The following is an 18,238-nucleotide window of genomic DNA, read 5'->3' on the forward strand; positions in this document are numbered from 1 at the left end:
GTAAGTTACAAGGATGAGGTTCGTGGTAGGGCGTGAGGAGCGATTCTAGGGGAAACTCCTCCGGGATCGATCGTCCCTCACTCCCAGCTGCCGCCCCGCCACAATGAAGACGGGGGCGTTGCTTCCCACTCACTGCGTGCGGGAAGAGTGATTGTTCGTCGAGCTTACTTCCGCAGGATCTTCGTCACGAGGCGGCCGATCGGGTTGCTCGAATCGTAGTTGCGGTCGTCGCGGACGACGGGGCGGTTCTCGTTGCCGAGAAGCTTGGTGACGAGGCGTCCGATGAGGCTCATGGCTGTATCCCTTCAAACCGGTTATGCGCCGCATTACGGCGCAGCTTGACGGTCAACACGCCGGACGTCCTCCCGTTCCGGATGAACCCCCACATGACCCGCGCCCGTCCCGGCATCGCCCTTGCTCCTCTCGGGTGGAGAGAGGGGACACGATGACCGAGCGATTGCTCCATGCCGGCGCGAGCCTGGCGCTGCTCCTCGCCGTCGCGATTTTGTTCTCGACCAATCGCCGGGCGATCCGGCCCCGGACCGTCGTCTCGGCCCTCGCCCTGCAGATCGCCATCGGGGCAATCGTGCTGTTCGTGCCCGTTGGGCGGCAGGCCCTCGATGCGGCGGCGACGCTGGTCCAGACGGTTCTGGCCTATGGCGATCGCGGGGTCCTGTTCCTGTTCGGCGGCCTCGTCGAGCCGCGCATGTTCGAGCTCTTCGGCGGCAGCGGCTTCATCCTGGCCCTGCGGGTGCTGCCGCAGATCCTCTACGTCTCGGCGCTGATCGCGATCCTGTATCATCTGAAGGTGATGCAGACGCTGGCCCGCCTCATCGGGGCCGGGCTTCAGCGGGTGCTCGGCACCTCGCCCATCGAGACCTTCTCGGCCGTCATCACCATCGTCATCGGCCAGAGCGAGATCGCGGTGGCCCTGCGGCCGTTCCTGATCCTGCTGACCGGGGCCGAATTGTTCGCCGTGATGTCGAGCGGGGCCGCGTCCACCGCCGGATCGATCCTGGCCGGCTACGCCGCGTTGGGCGTGCCGATGGAATATCTGCTGGCCGCCGGCGTCATGGCGATTCCCGGCGGGCTTCTCTACGCCAAGATCCTGATGCCCTCGACGGAGCCGACGCGGGTGACAACGATGCGGGTGGAATTCGCCGAGACGCGGGCGGTGAACCTCATCGAGGCGGCGGCCGACGGCACGCAGAAGGGCCTCGTCATCGCGGTGTCGGTGGGCGCCATGCTGATCGCCTTCACCGGGCTCATCGCCCTTCTCAACGGCATCGCCGGATGGGGCGGCGGACTCGTCGGCTATCCGTCCCTCAGCATCGAGGGCGTGCTCGGGCTCGCCTTCGCGCCGCTGGCCTGGCTCATGGGCGTGCCCTGGAGCGAGGCGGGTCTGGTCGGCGGCGCCATCGGGCAGAAGATCGCCTTCAACGAGTTCCTGGCCTATGCCCAGCTCTCGCCGGTGCTCAAGGGCGGCACGCTCGATGCCCGGACGACGGCCATCCTGTGCTTCGCCCTGTGCGGCTTCGCCAATCTGGCTTCCATCGCGATCCAGCTCGCGAGTCTGGCGAGCCTCGTCCCCGAGAGGAGGTCCGAGATCGCACGCTATGGAATGCGCGCGATCCTGGCTGGTACCTTGTCGAACCTGACGAGTGCGACGATCGCCGGCCTGTTCATCGGCTGACGGCGGACCGTCACGCGGCGGCGCGCTTGGCCTTGGACGGCTTGGCCGCCGCCGGGGCGGCCTTGGCCGGAGCCCTGACCGGGAGTTCGATGTCGACCCCGAGGGTCGACATGTCCTGGCCCCGCTCCAGGCGGATCTGGACTTTGTCCCGCTCCACCGTGACGTGTTTGGCGATGACGGCGAGGATCTCCTCCCGCAGGAGCATCACCAGGTCGGAGCCGCCGGCCCCGGCCCGTTCATGGGCCAGGATCAGCTGGAGACGGTCGCGGGCCGTGGGGGCCGAGGCGCGTTTGCTGAAGAGGTTGCGCAGGCTCATGCCGCCCTCCGGGTGAACAGCTTGTTGAGGAGAGACTTCTTGTCGGACGGCACGGTCATCGGCACGGTATCGCCCTTCAGGCGGCGGACGGCGTCGATATAGGCCCGGGCCGGGGCGCTGAGCGGGTTGTTCATCGTCACCGGGCAGCCGACATTGGAGGCGCGCAGCACTTCCAGGCTCTCGGGGATGATGGCGAGCAGCGGGATCGAGAGGATCTCGAGCACGTCGTCGACCTTCAGCATGTCGCCGCGGTCGGCGCGGGCGGGGTCGTAGCGGGTGAGGATGAGGTGTTTCTCCATCACCTCGCCGCGCTCGGCCTTCAGCGTCTTGGAATCCAGGAGACCGATGATCCGGTCCGAATCGCGGACCGATGAGACTTCCGGGTTCGTGACGACGACGGCGAGGTCGGCGTGGCGCATGGCCAGGGTCGCTCCGCGCTCGATTCCGGCCGGGGAATCGCAGATCACCCAGTCGAACTTCTCGCGCAGCTCTTCCATCACCTTGGCGACGCCCTCGTCGGTGAGGGCGTCCTTGTCGCGGGTCTGCGAGGCGGGCAGCAGCGACAGGTTCTCGAGCCGCTTGTCGCGGATCAGCGCCTGGTTGAGCTTGGCATCGCCGTTGACCACGTTGATGAGGTCGTAGACCACGCGCCGCTCGGCGCCCATCACGAGGTCGAGGTTACGCAGGCCGACGTCGAAATCGACGACGGCGACGCTCTGTCCGGCCTGCGCGAGTGCCGCGCCGAGAGCCGCTGTGGTGGTCGTCTTGCCGACGCCGCCCTTGCCAGATGTAACGACCAGAACCTTGGCCATGCGTGTGTCTCCTTAATCCAAGGTTGCCATTTTGATGGAGCCGCTATCGAGCCAGATCTGCACGGGTTTCCCGCGCAGGGTCGTGCCCATGTCCTCGGCCGTGCGGACGAGGCGATCGATCCCGAGCAGTTCGGGCTCGAACTTGCGGCAGTAGATGCGGGCGCGGGGGTTGCGGGCGGCACCGGCGATGGCCCGGCCGCGAAGCGCCCCGTAGACGTGGATCGAGCCGCCGGCGAGGATCTCGGCGCCGGAGGCCACCGAACCCATGACGGTGACGTCACCGGTGGGATGCGTGATCGACTGGCCGGACCGGACCGAGCCCTCGATCATGAGAGACGTGGTTTCCGGCTCGGCATCCTTCGGAATCTCGATGCCGAGGGTGGGCCGTCCGTTCACGAGGAGCGGGGGCAGGGCGAGACCGTCGAGCATCGTCGTTCCCGCCAGGGTCGCCGCCGCGCCCTCGATGCCGAGGATGCGGATGCGGCGGGCACCGAGATCGGCCAGGACCTTGCCGAGCACGTCCGGGTCCGACCCGAGCGCCGCGATGTCGAGGATGAGGGGGCGGCCGTCGAACAGGGTCGGCGACCGCTTCAGCGAGGCGTCCAGATCGGCGAACCAATCGGGAAGCGGAGCTTCCGGAGCCAGGACGAGTGCCTTGAAGGCACGGCCTCTTAGCGTCACGGATCGGCGGGATGGAGGGGCGTGTGTCACGGGCTCTCGCGATTCCTTACCGAACCATTGACGGTCCTTATGGTTACCGCTTGGTTAACGAGCCGGCTTTCTGTGATCCTGTGACCCTATAATCCTGCGATCCCGGGTTCCTGTGTCGGCGCTACTCCAGCGCGGCGACCTTGATCGCATCCCCGTCCAGGCGGATCTGCGCCGGTTGGCCCCGGCGGTCCGGCCCCAGATCGTCGGCCGTCCGGTAGAGACCGTCGATGGCGAGCAGTTCCGGCTCGAACTTGCGGCAGGTGATGCGGGCATCGGGATTGCCGGAGGCGCCCGCGATGGCCCGCCCCCGCAGCGCTCCATAGATATGGATGGAGCCGCCGGCGATCACTTCCGCCCCGGAGGCCACCGATCCCATGATGGTGATGTCGCCTTCGAGATGCAGGATCGTCTGGCCCGACCGGACCGGCTGGTCGAGGATCAGCGAACGGGCGGCGCGCGGCGGCTCCGCGTGCGTCGGCGCGGGCGCGTCCGGCGTGGCGACCTCGTCCACCGGCCGTCCGCCGGCCGGGGCGGGGGGCAGCCCCTCGCCGAGGCTGCCGGATTTGGCTCCCTCGATTCCCATCACGGTGACGTCGCGGGCCTTGAGCTCGGAGACCAGGGCGGTGAGGTCCGCGCGGTCGAGCCCGAGGCCGGACACGTCGAGGATCACCGGGCGCCCCACGAAGAAAGCGGGGGAGCGCCGGGACAGCGCGTCGAGGTCTTCGAGCCAGTCATGCACCGGTGCCGAGGGGGCCAGCACCAGGGCCATGAAGGAGCGGCCACGGAAACGGATCGGGGGACGGGAATTCGGCTGGGTCACGCGGTGGCGTTTCTGTTGTTCCGGAATCGACAAGGGACGTGTTGAGCCGACCATATCGGCAGATCGCCCGGAACGCTCCCCTCCCGGCATCGTCGCCCACGCCTGTTTCTCTCAGGACTCCGGCCAGCCGCCGTTTCCCCTTGCCATGCGTCCGGATCGAACATAAAGATATCTTTATGTCTCAAGAGAGTGCCAAGGCGACGGTCGTCCTTCCTTTCTCCGATGCCCTCGGTGTGCTGCGCGCCACGGCGGAAGAGACGCGCCTGCGCATCCTCGCTTTGCTGATGCAGGGGGAATTGTCGGTCTCCGATCTCACCGACATCCTCGGCCAGTCGCAGCCGCGCATCTCTCGCCATCTCAAGCTTCTCGTCGAGGCCGGGCTGGTGGAGCGGCATCGCGAGGGGGCCTGGGCGTTCTTTCGGCTGATCGAGGCGAGGACGGGTCTGGTGGAGCCCCTCGTCGGGGGTCTCGACCGGTCGAGCCCGCCTTTGTCCGAGGATCGGGCCCGGTTGGAGGGCGTGCGGGCCCAGCGCGCGGATGCCGCGCAGAGCTTCTTCGCCCGCCTCGCCCCGAAATGGGACCAGCTCCGCTCGCTCCACGTGCCGGAGGCGATGGTGGAGGCGGCGGTGATCGACGCCCTCGGATCGCGGCCGGTGCGGAGCCTGATCGATCTCGGTACCGGCACGGGGCGGATGCTCGGGCTCCTCGCTCCCAGGGCCTCCCGCGCCACGGGGCTCGATTCGAGCCACGCCATGCTCTCCGTCGCCCGCGCCAATCTGGAGCGGGCCGGGCTGTCCGGCGTGGACCTGCGCCAGGGCGACATCCATGCGCCGCCCTTCGGCCGGGGCAGCTTCGACCTCGTGGTGGTGCATCAGGTGCTGCATTATCTCGACGATCCCGCTCGTGCGCTCCGCGAGGCGGCACGGCTCGTGGCGCCCGGAGGCCGGCTTCTCGTGGTGGATTTCGCGCCGCACGATCTCGAATTCCTGCGCGAGGAGCAGGCCCATCGCCGCCTCGGCTTCGCCGCCGAGCAGGTGACGGGCTGGCTCGCCGATGCCGGGCTCGGCATGGTGGCGACACGGCATCTCGCCCCGGCCGACGAGAGCGGGCACCAGCTCACCGTGACCCTCTGGCTCGCCGCCTCGGCGGCGGAGCCGACCCTCGCTTCCGAGGCGGAGCGCGCGGTGGCCTGACCGGCCGATGCCGAAATCCGTCTCGAATACACACGTCTGAACCGAAAGATCTTGAGGACGACCCGATGCCCACCGCTTCCCATCACCGCGCCAGCCGCGACGGCTACCGTCCGATCCAGGTCTCCATCGAGTTCTTCCCGCCGAAGACCGACGAGATGGAGAAGGTCCTGTGGTCGTCGATCGAGCGGCTCGCCCCGCTCCAGCCGAAATTCGTCTCGGTGACCTATGGGGCCGGCGGCTCCACCCGCGAGCGCACCCACAACACCGTGGCGCGGATGATCAAGGAGACGAGCCTCAAGCCCGCCGCCCATCTCACCTGCGTGGACGCCACCCGCGAGGAGATCGACGAGGTCGTGCAATCCTATTGGGATGCCGGGGTACGCCACATCGTGGCCCTGCGCGGTGACCCGCAGGACGGTGTCGGCACCGCCTATCGGCCGCATCCCGGCGGCTATGCCAGGACCAGCGATCTCGTGGCCGGCATCAAGCGGATCGGCGACTTCAAGGTCTCGGTCTCGGCCTATCCGGAGAAGCACCCCGAGGCGGCTACCCTCGACGCCGATATCGACGCCCTGAAGGCCAAGGTCGATGCGGGCGCCGACCAGGCGATCACGCAGTTCTTCTTCGAGAACGACGTCTATCTCCGCTACGTCGACAAGGTCCGCGCGGCCGGGATCGAGATCCCGATCATCCCCGGCATCCTGCCGGTGCAGAACTTCAAGCAATCCGCCAATTTCGCCCGCCGCACCGGCGCCTCGGTGCCGTATTGGCTGGCCGCCCGGTTCGAGGGGCTGGACAACGATGTCGATACCCGCCGCCTGATCGCGGCGGCGGTCGCGGCCGAGCAGGTGCTCGATCTGGTGGACGAAGGCGTCAACGACTTCCATTTCTACTCGATGAACCGCTCCGACCTCGTCTATGCGATCTGCCATCTCCTCGGCCTGCGCGCGCAGGCGCCGAAGGTGGCGGCGGCGAAGGCGGCCTGAAACAGGAACGCGCGCTCCAACCCTCGGACCTCATCCTGAGGTGCCCGCATAAGCGGGCCTCGAAGGAGGGATCCAGATCGCGCAACGAGACCTGGAGGCCTCCTTCGAGGCCTTCGCTACGCTCCGGCACCTCAGGATGAGGTGGATTGGTGGGACTTCGCGTCTCCAAGGATACGACATGACAGACCTCCGCCCCGTTGACGGAAAAGAGATCGAAACCGCCCTGCGCCAGCGGGCAGCGGAAAAAATCCTCGTCCTCGACGGGGCGATGGGTACCGTGATCCAGCGCCTCGGCTACGGCGAGGCGGATTTTCGCGGGGGGCGCTTCCTCGATCACGGACACGACCAGAAGGGCAACAACGACCTCCTGATCCTGACGCAGCCCGACGCGATCCGGCAGATCCACCTCGACTACTTCCTGGCCGGGGCCGACGTCTGCGAAACCAACACCTTCTCGGGCACCACCATCGCCCAGGCCGATTACGGCATGGAATCGATCGTCCACGAGCTGAATGCGCAAGGCGCGCGCCTCGCCCGCGAGGCCGCCGCTTTGGCCGAGAAGCAGGATGGGCGCCGCCGCTTCGTCGCCGGCGCCATCGGCCCGACGAACCGTACCCTGTCGATCTCGCCGGACGTGAACAATCCGGGCTACCGGGCGGTGACCTTCGATCAGGTCAAGACCGCCTACATGGAACAGGTGCGCGGCCTGATCGATGGCGGCGCCGAGCTGATCCTCATCGAAACCATCTTCGACACGCTCAACGCCAAGGCGGCGGTGGCGGCGGCCTGGGCGGTGTTCGAGGAGACCGGCACCACCCTGCCGATCATGATCTCGGGCACCATCACCGATCTCTCCGGTCGTACCCTCTCGGGCCAGACCCCGGAAGCGTTCTGGAACGCGCTGCGCCATGCCAGCCCGCTCACCATCGGGCTGAACTGCGCGCTCGGCGCCAAGGAGATGCGCGCTCACATCTCCGAACTCTCGCGCATCGCCGACACCCTGGTCTGCGCCTATCCGAATGCGGGTCTCCCCAACGAGTTCGGCCTCTATGACGAGAGTCCCGAAGCCATGGGCAGGCTGGTGGGCGAGTTCGCCACCTCCGGCCTCGTCAACATGGTCGGCGGCTGCTGCGGCACCACGCCGGACCATATCCGCGCCATCGCGCAGGCCGTGGAGGGCGTGAAGCCCCGCGCGATCCCGGAGGTGCCCCGCCTGATGCGCCTGTCGGGCCTCGAGCCCTTCACGCTGACGAAGGAGATTCCCTTCGTGAATGTGGGCGAGCGCACCAACGTCACCGGCTCGGCCAAATTCCGCAAGCTCGTCACCGCCGGCGACTACGCGGCCGCTCTCGACGTGGCCCGCGATCAGGTGGCGGCGGGCGCCAGCATCATCGACATCAACATGGACGAGGGCCTGCTCGATTCCGAGAAGGCGATGGTCGAGTTCCTTAACCTCGTGGCCGCCGAGCCGGACATCGCCCGCGTGCCGGTGATGATCGATTCCTCGAAATTCCACGTCATCGAGGCCGGGCTCAAATGCGTCCAGGGCAAGGCGATCGTGAACTCGATCTCCATGAAGGAGGGTGTCGAGAAGTTCATCAGTGACGCCAAGGTCTGCCGCTCCTACGGCGCGGCCGTGGTGGTGATGGCTTTCGACGAGCAGGGCCAGGCCGACTCTTACGAGCGCAAGGTCGAGATCTGCACCAAGGCCTACAAGGTTCTGACCGAGCAGGTCGGCTTCCCGCCGGAAGACATCATCTTCGATCCCAACGTCTTTGCCGTCGCCACCGGCATCGAGGAGCATAACGGCTACGGCGTCGCCTTCATCGAGGCGACCAAGACCATCCGCGAGACTCTGCCCCATGCCCATATCTCGGGCGGCATCTCGAATCTCAGCTTCGCCTTCCGGGGCAACGAGCCCGTGCGCGAGGCGATGCATGCGGTGTTCCTGTACCATGCGATCCAGGTCGGCATGGATATGGGCATCGTGAATGCCGGCCAGCTCGCGATCTACGCCGAGCTTCCGGCCGAGTTGCGCGAGCTGTGCGAGGACGTCGTCCTCAACCGGCGCGAGGATTCCACCGACCGGCTGCTCGATGCGGCCGCGCGCTTCAAGTCGGGTGGCGGCGTGCAGGCCAAGACGGCCGATCTGTCCTGGCGCGAGGCTCCGGTGGAGAAGCGCATCGAGCACGCCCTGGTCAACGGGATCACCGAGTACATCCTCGTCGACACCGAGGAGGCGCGCCTCGGCGTCGAACGTCCGCTCCACGTCATCGAGGGCCCCCTGATGGCCGGCATGAACGTGGTCGGCGACCTGTTCGGCTCGGGCAAGATGTTCCTGCCGCAGGTGGTGAAGTCCGCCCGCGTGATGAAGCAGGCGGTGGCCTATCTCGAACCCTTCATGGAGGCGGAAAAACTCGCCAATGGCGGCGACGGCAAGCGCCAGGCCGCCGGCAAGATCCTGATGGCGACGGTGAAGGGCGATGTCCACGACATCGGCAAGAACATCGTCGGCGTCGTGCTCGCCTGCAACAATTACGAGATCATCGACCTCGGCGTGATGGTGCCGGCGGCCAAGATCCTCGACGTGGCCAAGCGCGAGAATGTCGACATCGTCGGCCTGTCGGGCCTCATCACGCCCTCGCTGGACGAGATGGTTCACGTCGCGGCCGAGATGGAGCGCGAGGGTTTCGACGTGCCGCTCCTCATCGGTGGCGCCACGACCAGCCGTGTCCACACCGCCGTGAAGATCCACCCGTCCTACAACCGTGGCCAGACCGTCTACGTGACGGATGCCAGCCGCGCCGTGGGTGTGGTCTCGAGCCTGCTCTCGAAGGAGACGCGGGACACCACCATCGCCAACATCCGGGCCGAGTACCGCAAGGTCTCGGATGCCCATGCCCGCTCGGAACTCGACAAGCAGCGCCTGCCGCTCGCCAAAGCCCGCGCCAACCCGTTCAAGATCGACTGGTCGGGCTACCGTCCGACCAAGCCGAGCTTCACCGGCGTGCGGGTCTACTCCTCCTACGAGGTCGCCGACCTCGTGCCGTATATCGACTGGACGCCGTTCCTCCAGACCTACGAGTTCAAGGGCCGCTACCCGGCGATCTTCGAGGACCCGAACCAGGGTCCGGCGGCAAAGGCCCTGTTCGACGACGCGCAGGAGATGCTGAAGCAGATCGTCGACGAGCGCTGGTTCAACCCGAAGGCGATCATCGGCTTCTGGCCGGCAAATTCGGTGGGCGACGACATCGCGCTCTATACCGGCGAGAGCCGCTCCGAAAAACTCGCGACCTTCCACGGCCTGCGCCAGCAGCTGTCGAAGCGCGACGGGCGCGCCAATACCTGCCTGTCCGACTTCGTGGCACCGACGGAGACGGGCATCGGCGATTACGTCGGCGGCTTCGTGGTCACGGCGGGGCTGGAAGAGGTGCGGATCGCCGAGCGGTTCGAGCGGGCCAACGACGATTACCGCTCGATCCTGGTCAAGGCGCTCGCCGACCGCATCGCCGAGGCGCTGGCCGAGCGCATGCACGAGCGGGTGCGCAAGGAGTTCTGGGGCTATGCCCCCGACGAGACCTTCGCTCCCGAAGATCTCGTGCGCGAGGACTATGCCGGCATCCGCCCGGCGCCGGGCTATCCCTCCCAGCCCGACCACACCGAGAAGGTCACCCTGTTCGACCTGCTCAAGGCCGAGTCGCGCATCGGCGTGAAGCTCACCGAGAGCTATGCCATGTGGCCGGGCTCGTCGGTCTCGGGGCTCTACATCGCCCACCCGGACGCGCATTACTTCGGCGTCGCCAAGGTGGAGCGGGATCAGGTGGAGGATTATGCCCTGCGCAAGGGCATGGACCTCCGGGAGGTGGAGCGCTGGCTCGGGCCGATCCTCAACTACGACCCGGCACGCTATCTCGCGGCGGCGGCGGAGTAACGTACGCGATTCGGTGGAATGGAGCGCGGGTGTGTCCTGGCGAGGCTTGACCGTCGGACCGCCCGCGCTTCAATGCGATCCCTTGATCGATGGCTTGAGCGGAGCGCGACCACGTTGAACCGGACCACCGGAATCCTGGCCGTCGCGGTCACGCTCGCTCTCGGAGTCTCGGGCTGCACCGGTTTCTCCTACCTGTCGAAGAACTACGCCACCGTGGGCGTCCAGGTGGTGACCATCGGCTGCAAGGACCCGTATTCCGTCTACGACCAGCGCCGCGTGAGCAAGATGCTCGTCGTCTCCGACGGTTTGCGGGAGATCACGGGCTGCGGCATCGACGAGCGCTACGACGGGCAGGGCGGCCCGGCGGAGACCCGCGCCAAGCGGTTGCGCGAGGCGGCGCGGGCCTTCCTCGACGAGACGGCCCGCGAGAATTGCAAGATCACCGGGGAAGCGATCTTCTCCGACCTGCAGACCGAGTTCTCCTACATCTGCAAGCCGACGCCGGAAGAGCGCGGCCTCAAGGTGCCCAGGCTCCCCGGTCGCGGTTGAAGAGCCCGGTCCGCCCGTCAGTCCCCGTTGGCTGAGGGCGGACGCGGAAAAGTCCGCTCCGCGGCATCGCCCGAGGCCGCGAGCAGGGCACGGGCGAGGTCGCGCGCCTCCCGCCGGTCGAGGGCGAGTATGGCGGTGAAGGGCGTCCCGGACAGGTCCGCGAGGCCGAGTTCGAGCCGCACACCGTCCGGCAATGCGGCGACGGCGAGACTCCAGTCCCGTTCCTGCTGCCCGTTCATGTACCCCACTCCCGTTCGGCTCGCGGCATCGGCCCGAGGATGGGCGGCGATCCACCGGACCACGCCGATGTCGCGATGCCGGAAACCGCGCATGGAATGACCGATTGCGGCGCGCAGGGCCAGAGGGGAAGCGCCCCCTGCGAAACTCTCTCGGACGCGGGCGATTGACGGGCGGCGGCGGAACGGTGTTTCTCCGCCCGCGAAACGGCCGGATCGCCGGCCGGGCAACCCTCGCCCAGGAACAAGGAAACGCCCACATGTCCGAGATCTGGTTCCGCACCGGAGAGGCCACCGTCCTCGCCGCCGATGGCCAGTACACCGACGCGATGCCGGAGGTGCTGATCGGCTCCACCCGCGGCCCGGTGGGTCAGGCCTTCGCCGGCATGATGGGGCAGGTCCAGGGCCATACCCGCATGTTCGTGGTGCGCGACCTGAACCAGCTCGTGCGCCCCTCCACCATGATGACCACCAAGGCGACGATCCACACGGCGGAATACGTCAACCTGTTGGGCGGCGTGGTTCAGGCCGCCACGGGCGACGCCATCGTCGATTGCGTGATCGAGGGCATCCTGCCGAAGGACGGGCTCGACGACCTGTGCATGATCATCATGATCTGGCTCGACCCGCGCTGCGCCGAGGATGCCAATCTCGACCAGAAGGATCTCTACCGCACCAATTACGAGGCGACGAAGCTCGCCATCGCCCGCGCCATCAAGGGCGAACCGAGCATCGACGAGCTCATCGCCAACCGCAAGACGGTGAAGCACTACGCGCTCGAAGACATCATCGAGTACTGAGAGGCCGGAAAACCCAAGGGCGGAGGGATGCGCGGGCGTTCCTCCACCCGCGGACCATCCCTATCCGAAAAAAGCGGCCGGTACGGCGGGGATGGCCGCCCTCAGGCCGATACGGGTGCCAGGACCCGTGGCTGCATCCCGGCCGTTCCGGCGCCGCCGCGGGGCCGCGCGCCCGACACTTCGCGTAAGGAGTCCACCGTCTCGTCGGAGCTCGCGGCGACGAGATCGCGCCGCCGTTCCGCAGTCGGGATCGGCATGCGCACCATGATGATGGTGCCGAGGCCCTCCTCCGAACGGATGCGCAGCGAACCGCCATGCAACTCCGCCATGGAGCGGGCGATGGCGAGACCCAGCCCGGACCCCTTATGGGTGCGCGTGAGATTCGTCTCCACCTGCTGGAAGGGCGAGCCTAGGCGGCGGAGCGCCGCCTTCGGGATGCCGATCCCGTTATCCTCGATGAAGATGTTGACCAGATCGCCGGAGGGGCGCGCCTTGACGACGATGCGCCCGTCGCCTCCGGGGGTGAACTTCACCGCGTTCTGAATGAGGTTCAGGAGGATCTGGTGCAGGGCGCGGCCATCGGCCAGCAGGGTCAGATCGGTGGCGACGTCGACGCCAATGGTCAGCGACTTCGCCTTTGCCGCCTCGGCCACGAGCTTCAGCGCGTTCTGGACCGCGTCGTCGAGGGGAACCTCCCGGAGGGCCAGACGGACGCGGTGCGATTCGATGCGCGACATGTTGAGGATGTCGTCGATGACCGAGAGCAGGTAGTCGCCGCTGGAGCGGATGTCGCGGCAATACTCGGTGTAGCGCGGGGAGCCGAGCGTCCCGTAGACCCCGCTCTCCATCAACTCCGCGAATCCCATGATGGCGTTGAGCGGCGTGCGCAGCTCGTGGCTCATGGTGGCGAGGAACTCGGACTTCGCCTGGTTGGCGGTCTCGGCCTGGGCCTTCTGGTCGAGGTAGCGCTCGGCGAGGTCCGCGAGCTGCTGGGTCTGGAGTTCCAGGGTCCGGCGCGAGCGCTTGAGGTCCTTGACCGTCTCGATCAGCTCCCGCTCCGAGGCGACGAGTTGCTCCTGCTGGCGCTTGAGGTTGGTGATGTCGGTGCCGACCGAGACGTAGCCGCCGTCCTTGGTCCGCCGCTCGCTGATCTGGAGCCAGCGACCGTCGGTGAGCTCCGCCTCGAAGGTGCGGGCCGTGGCCGACGAGGCCTCGATCTCGCGCAATTCGCGGCGCACCGGCGGCAGGACGCCCCGGCCCATGATCTCGTGGTAGCGCTTGCCCGGAATCGCGTCGTCCGGGCTCAGGGCATGGAGGTGGCGGAACTTCGAATTGCACAGGACGAGACGGTTGCTCGTGTCCCACAGGACGAAGGCTTCGGAGATCGCCTCCACCGCGTCCCGCAGGCGCATGTCGGCGGTGGCGTTGGATTCGGCGAGCTGGCGCTGCTCGGTGACGTCGAGGGCGATGCCGACGAGGTGACGGCCGCCATCGACCTGATCGGGGACGATCTCGGCGCGGGTGCGCAGCCAGATCCAGCCGCCATTGGCGCTGCGCATGCGGAACTCGTGATCGACGGTGGATTGGCTCGCGGCCAGCTGGCGAGCCAGGGCGTAGAGGTCGCCGTCATCGGGATGGACCAGGGCGTTCACGTCCCCGAAGGACAGGAACTCCCGCTCCCGGCGGTATCCGAGCAGGGCGTACATCGAATCCGACCAGTAGATCCGGCCGCGCGGGATATCCCAGTCCCACAATCCGCAGCGGCCACGACCGAGCGCCGTGTCGAGCCGCTGCTTGATCTGCTCGCAGAGCCTGTCCACCGCGTAGGCGCGCTGGGTCTGGAGCGCGTAGGCGATCCCGATCCCGATGATGACGAGGGCGGCGGCGCCGTAGAGAACCACCTGATGCCGCATCCGCATGGCCCAGGCGTCGAGGATCGGCGCGATGGGCTGGATCACGGCGATCTGGCCGCGGCCCTTGGGAAGCGTCCGCAGGGCTGCGAAGGCCTGCTCGCCATTGGCGAGGGTGAGGGCCATCACGCCGGCGCGCTCGCCCAGCGTGCTGAGCGCCTGCATCTCGCCGAGGCGGTCCGTGAGGGTCCCGCTCAGATCCGTCAGTGCCGGATGGGCGCCGAGGATGGTCTCGGATGCCGAGGTCACGAGGATCTGGCGTCCGGCCGGCATCAGGGACGCGGGAAGGAGCGTCTCCAGGCGCAAGCGGATCGCGGGGGAGGTCGCCTCCACATCCGCCAGGGCGCCGGTGACGAGACGCGTGAAGGTCTCGATGTCGGTGACCGTATCGCGCAGGATCTCGCTGCGCTCGCCGCGCAGTTGCAGCGCCGCGCCAGCCGCGAGGCAGACGAGAAACGTGGCCAGAAAGGCGGGCACCGCATAGCGGAGCCAGATCTCGGCACGGACGAACCGGGTATGGGCCGCAGTCTGAGGGCGGTGAATACCAAGAATCGTATCCGCACGTGCGGAGAGGGAAGCGGAATCCGCCTCCAGCATGACAAGTCCCCGCAGCTGTGGATGAGTCGTTCCTCGGCGTGGAGTGAGTCACGCTTCGAATCGTATCCAATTCAGCATTTCCACAGGCAACTTGTCCACGAAATTCTTGGGCGAGCGCTTGACTCTCGGCTCGGTGTGACAATCGGATTCGAAGAATCGATAGTTCGAATTTGACCTTATTTTAGAAAGCGTTAACCATTCTCGAGTGTCCGGCCGAGGATATCGGCCACGTCACGCGAAAGCCCCCCGGCGGAGGCGAATTCGCCAAGCGTGACCGTAGCTTGAGTCCGCCGTCCGGATTCCAACATTTTCCACGAACCGAACGCGGTGAGGAGCCGCGCGGCGAGCTGTGGATTCGTCCCGTCGATGGTCCGGATCGCGTCCGCCATCAATCTGAAGCCCGCTCCATCGGGTCGGGCGAACTGGGTCGGGTTCGCCATGGCGAAGGTCCCGAGAAGCGCGCGTACCCGGTTCGGGTTGGTGATGGCGAAAGCCGGATGGCCCTGAAGCGCCGCGACGCGGGAGATGGTGCCATCCTCCGGGATCATCGCCTGCAGGGCGAACCATTTGTCGAGGACCAGCGGCTCGTCGGCATAACGGACGCCGAAGGCATGGAGGGCCGCCTCCCTCGCTTCGCCGGGGATCGCGGCCAGGGTCGAGAGGGCCGCCAGCCGGTCGGTCATGGTGGCGGCCTCGGCGAATTGAGTGGCGGCGAGTTCGCCGCCTCGGACTTCGTCCGCCGCGGCGATGAGGTCGAGGGCGGCGTTGCGCAGGGCCCTGCGCCCGGCCGAGGCCGCATCGGGGCTGAAGGCCACGCCCGTCGCGTCGGTCATGGCGGCGTGGAGGGAATCCAGTCGTCGTCCGAGACCCTGCCCGATCTGGCGCCGCAGGGTCCGCCGGGCGCGGTGGATCGCATCGGGATCGACGTCGCCGCCGATTTCGTTGGCGACGTCGCCCTCGCTCGGCAGACCGAGGACGAGGGCGGCGAAAGCCGGATCGCTCAGGGCTTCGGCATCGAGGAAGGTGGCGAGAGCCTCGACGAAGGCCCGTGCGTCCGGTCCCGCATCCTCCGCCGGCGGGGCATCGGCCCTCGTCCGTTCGACGATGAGGCGCATGGCGACGCTCTGGGCCGCCTGCCAGCGGTTGAACGAATCGGTGTCGCGGGCGAGCAGTCTCAGGCGGTCGGCATCGCTCGATGCCATCTCGATCCGGACCGGGGCGGAGAAGCCCCGCAACAGGGACGGCACCGGCCTCTCGTCGACCCCTGAGAACACGATCTCGTCGCAGGCGCGGTCGAGGACGAACACACCTTCACCCACGCGCTCGCAGGCGGCGGCGATGGGGCCACCCTCGCCGACGAGGCCGAGGGCGATGGGGATGACGAGGGGCGGGCTGTCCTCGGCGCCGGCCAAGCGCTGGCGGAAGCGCAGGCAATAGGTCCGCGCCGCGGCGTCGTAATCCCCCTCGACGCTCACCACCGGCGTTCCGGGCCGCTCGTACCACCGCGCGAAATCCGACAGGTCGCGCCCGGTTTCGGCACTGAACGCGGCGAGGAAATCCTCCACCGTGGCGGCCCGCCCGTCATTGTCGGCGAAGTAGCGGTCCATCCCGGCGCGGAAGGCGGCGGCGCCGATCAGGCTGCGCAGCATGCGCACGATCTCCGCGCCCTTCTCGTAGACGGTGGCCGTGTAGAAGTTGTTGATCTCGGCATAGGCCCGGGGCCGGACCGGATGGGCCAGCGGCCCGGCATCCTCCGGGAACTGGCGGGCGCGCAGCGTCCTGACCTCGCCGATGCGATGGACCGCGCGCGAGCGCATGTCCGACGAGAATTCCTGGTCGCGGAAGACCGTGAGACCCTCCTTCAGGCAGAGCTGGAACCAGTCGCGGCAGGTGACGCGGTTGCCCGACCAATTGTGGAAATACTCATGGGCGATGATCCGCTCGATCGCCGCGTAATCGGCATCGGTGGCGGTGTCGGGCGAGGCGAGGACGTATTTGTCGTTGAAGATGTTGAGGCCCTTGTTCTCCATGGCGCCCATGTTGAAATCGGACACCGCCACGACGTTGAAGACGTCGAGATCGTAGGCGCGGCCGAACGCCTCCTCGTCCCAGGTCATGGAGCGGGCGATGGCGTCGAGGGCATAGGCGGCCCGGTCCGACTTGCCCGGCTCCACGTAGACGGCGAGGGAAGCGGGGCGGCCCTCCATCGTGGTGAACGGGCGGGACACCCGGTCGAGGCGGCCGCCGACGAGGGCGAAGAGATAAGCGGGCTTCGGGTGCGGATCGTGCCAGATCGCATAATGCCGGCCCTGCCCGGCAGGCCCGGCTTCCGTCAGGTTGCCGTTGCCGAGAAGGACCGGTGCTTCGTCGGCATCGGCCTCGATCCGGGTCGTATAGACCGACATCACGTCGGGCCGGTCGAGGAAGTAGGTGATCCGGCGGAAGCCGTCGGCCTCGCACTGGGTGCAGTAGACGCCGCTCGACCGGTAGAGGCCCATGAGCTTGGTGTTGGCGGTCGGGTCGACCCGCGTCTCGATCGTCAGCGTGAAGGGTTGTCGCGGCGGTTCATGCACCGTCAGCGCCGAGGCGGTGGCGGAATAGGCCGCCGGATCGAGGATTTCGCCGTCGAGCGACAGCCGCGTCAGCGTGAGATCGTCACCGTCCAGCAACAGGGGCGCGTCGGAGCGTCCGTCCGGGTTCGGGCGCAGGGCCAGGGTCGCGACGATCCTGGTCTCGCGGGGATGGAGCCGGACGTCGAGTTCCACCGTGTCGATGAGGTGGTCGCTCGGTCGGTAATCTTCGAGACGGATCAGGGTCGGGCTTTCGGTACGCATGCGGTCGGTCCTGATCGGGAGCGAGGATTGAGAACGGCTCCGTGTCGCCGGTCCGCCCGGCTTCCACCCTCGGGGCGTGAGGGGGCGGGAGCGTCGGGGGCATCGCGGCGTTGACGTCCGGCATAGCCGGGCCACATAGGCGGCATCAACCGGAGACGACCCAGCCCATGGAATACCTGCACACGATGGTCCGCGTGGCGGATCTCGACAAGGCGCTCGCTTTCTACGTGGACACGTTCGGCCTGCGCGAGACCCGCCGCGTGGAGAACGAGAAGGGCCGCTTCACCCTCGTCTTCCTCGCGGCCCCCGGCGATTACGACACGGCCCTGGAGACGAAGGCGCCCCAGGTGGAGCTCACCTACAACTGGGATCCGGAGACCTATTCCGGCGGGCGCAATTTCGGTCACCTCGCCTATCAGGTGGACGACATCTACGCCTTCTGCGCGCGCCTGCAGGACAAGGGCGTGACCATCAACCGGCCACCGCGCGACGGCTACATGGCCTTCGTGAAGTCGCCGGACGGGATCTCCATCGAGATCCTGCAGAAGGGCGAGGCGAAGGCCCCACAGGAGCCGTGGGCCTCCATGGAGAATACCGGCTCCTGGTAGGACGGCGCAATCGCGGGGCGCGTCCGCGCGCCCCGCGCACCGGGTCATGAACCTATGCGCCGCCCAATTCATTGGCCGGCGTGATGCCGAGTTCGGCGAGCTTGGCCGAGACGGCTTCGATCGGCCGTTTGAGCTTCAGGCTGATGATGGAGACCGGCACGCGCTCGCGCGCCAGCGTCCGGAGTTCGGATACGTTTTCGAGCGTCCAGGCCGAATCGCTCGTTGCCATGGTCACCTCCTCA

At 67.5% G+C, this 18,238-nt stretch carries 16 protein-coding genes; 7 read left to right on the forward strand and 9 right to left on the reverse strand.

The genetic code is table 11. The features are described from left to right. Positions 1–164: 164 nt before the first annotated feature. Positions 165–293, reverse strand: a complete 129-nt coding sequence (locus MBTS_RS05475; protein WP_056140220.1) for a hypothetical protein — start codon at positions 291–293, stop codon at positions 165–167. 152 nt (positions 294–445) lie between these two features. On the opposite strand from MBTS_RS05475, the gene MBTS_RS05480 reads away from it, so the two are divergent. Continuing rightward, positions 446–1,693 carry a NupC/NupG family nucleoside CNT transporter gene (locus MBTS_RS05480; RefSeq protein ID WP_192215227.1) on the forward strand — a complete coding sequence of 416 codons (1,248 nt, stop codon included), beginning with the start codon at positions 446–448 and terminating at the stop codon, positions 1,691–1,693. 10 nt (positions 1,694–1,703) lie between these two features. Here MBTS_RS05480 and minE read toward each other — a convergent pair whose 3' ends face one another. The 4 genes from minE to minC (MBTS_RS05500) all read right to left on the reverse strand — a co-directional run bounded on the left by minE (position 1,704) and on the right by minC (MBTS_RS05500) (position 4,352). Continuing rightward, positions 1,704–2,009: a cell division topological specificity factor MinE gene (minE, locus tag MBTS_RS05485; RefSeq protein WP_192215228.1), complete on the reverse strand. Its 306-nt coding sequence runs from the start codon at positions 2,007–2,009 to the stop codon at positions 1,704–1,706. Then, entirely contained in the window at positions 2,006–2,821 is an 816-nt protein-coding gene (gene minD / locus MBTS_RS05490) for a septum site-determining protein MinD (protein WP_018045194.1), read from the reverse strand. The genes minE and minD overlap by 4 nt, the downstream gene beginning before the upstream one ends. 12 nt (positions 2,822–2,833) lie before the next feature. Beyond that, the gene (minC, locus tag MBTS_RS05495; protein WP_051074338.1) at positions 2,834–3,532 is read right to left on the reverse strand and encodes a septum site-determining protein MinC; all 699 of its coding nucleotides are present in this window, start codon (positions 3,530–3,532) and stop codon (positions 2,834–2,836) included. Positions 3,533–3,653: 121 nt separating this feature from the next. After that, entirely contained in the window at positions 3,654–4,352 is a 699-nt protein-coding gene (gene minC, locus MBTS_RS05500) for a septum site-determining protein MinC (protein WP_281406071.1), read from the reverse strand. Between the two features lie 176 nt (positions 4,353–4,528). Between minC (MBTS_RS05500) and MBTS_RS05505 the strand changes: the two genes are divergently transcribed. The 4 genes from MBTS_RS05505 (at position 4,529) to MBTS_RS05520 (ending at position 11,011) form a co-directional block, all read left to right on the forward strand. Beyond that, positions 4,529–5,545, forward strand: coding sequence for an ArsR/SmtB family transcription factor (locus MBTS_RS05505; RefSeq protein WP_056140223.1), 1,017 nt, complete (start codon positions 4,529–4,531; stop codon positions 5,543–5,545). A gap of 65 nt (positions 5,546–5,610) precedes the next feature. Continuing rightward, positions 5,611–6,531: a methylenetetrahydrofolate reductase [NAD(P)H] gene (metF, locus tag MBTS_RS05510; RefSeq protein WP_056140226.1), complete on the forward strand. Its 921-nt coding sequence runs from the start codon at positions 5,611–5,613 to the stop codon at positions 6,529–6,531. 178 nt (positions 6,532–6,709) lie between these two features. Then, complete coding sequence (metH, locus tag MBTS_RS05515; protein WP_147829892.1) at positions 6,710–10,462, forward strand: methionine synthase; 3,753 nt, start codon at positions 6,710–6,712, stop codon at positions 10,460–10,462. A gap of 114 nt (positions 10,463–10,576) precedes the next feature. Beyond that, complete coding sequence (locus tag MBTS_RS05520; protein ID WP_056140233.1) at positions 10,577–11,011, forward strand: hypothetical protein; 435 nt, start codon at positions 10,577–10,579, stop codon at positions 11,009–11,011. A gap of 17 nt (positions 11,012–11,028) precedes the next feature. Here MBTS_RS05520 and MBTS_RS05525 read toward each other — a convergent pair whose 3' ends face one another. Continuing rightward, positions 11,029–11,250, reverse strand: coding sequence for a hypothetical protein (locus MBTS_RS05525; protein WP_147829894.1), 222 nt, complete (start codon positions 11,248–11,250; stop codon positions 11,029–11,031). A 257-nt stretch (positions 11,251–11,507) separates the two neighbouring features. Here MBTS_RS05525 and fae point away from each other — a divergent pair, with 257 nt between their 5' ends. Further along, positions 11,508–12,047, forward strand: coding sequence for a formaldehyde-activating enzyme (fae, locus tag MBTS_RS05530; protein WP_056140822.1), 540 nt, complete (start codon positions 11,508–11,510; stop codon positions 12,045–12,047). A gap of 101 nt (positions 12,048–12,148) precedes the next feature. Here fae and MBTS_RS05535 read toward each other — a convergent pair whose 3' ends face one another. Then, a complete protein-coding gene (locus MBTS_RS05535; protein ID WP_192215229.1) occupies positions 12,149–14,554 on the reverse strand; it encodes a PAS domain-containing sensor histidine kinase in 2,406 nt (801 codons plus the stop codon). A gap of 191 nt (positions 14,555–14,745) precedes the next feature. Beyond that, positions 14,746–17,388 (reverse strand): aminopeptidase N, encoded by a 2,643-nt coding sequence (pepN, locus tag MBTS_RS05540; RefSeq protein ID WP_192215230.1) that lies wholly within the window; start codon positions 17,386–17,388, stop codon positions 14,746–14,748. Positions 17,389–17,555: 167 nt separating this feature from the next. On the opposite strand from pepN, the gene MBTS_RS05545 reads away from it, so the two are divergent. Next, positions 17,556–17,996, forward strand: a complete 441-nt coding sequence (locus MBTS_RS05545) for a VOC family protein (RefSeq protein WP_018045183.1) — start codon at positions 17,556–17,558, stop codon at positions 17,994–17,996. A 52-nt stretch (positions 17,997–18,048) separates the two neighbouring features. Here the strand turns inward: MBTS_RS05545 and MBTS_RS05550 are convergent, their stop codons facing one another. Beyond that, a complete protein-coding gene (locus MBTS_RS05550; protein ID WP_018045182.1) occupies positions 18,049–18,225 on the reverse strand; it encodes a hypothetical protein in 177 nt (58 codons plus the stop codon). Between the last annotated feature and the right edge of the window lie 13 nt (positions 18,226–18,238).

The sequence above is a fragment of the Methylobacterium bullatum genome (genome assembly GCF_014845095.1).
Lineage (GTDB): Bacteria > Pseudomonadota > Alphaproteobacteria > Rhizobiales > Beijerinckiaceae > Methylobacterium > Methylobacterium bullatum.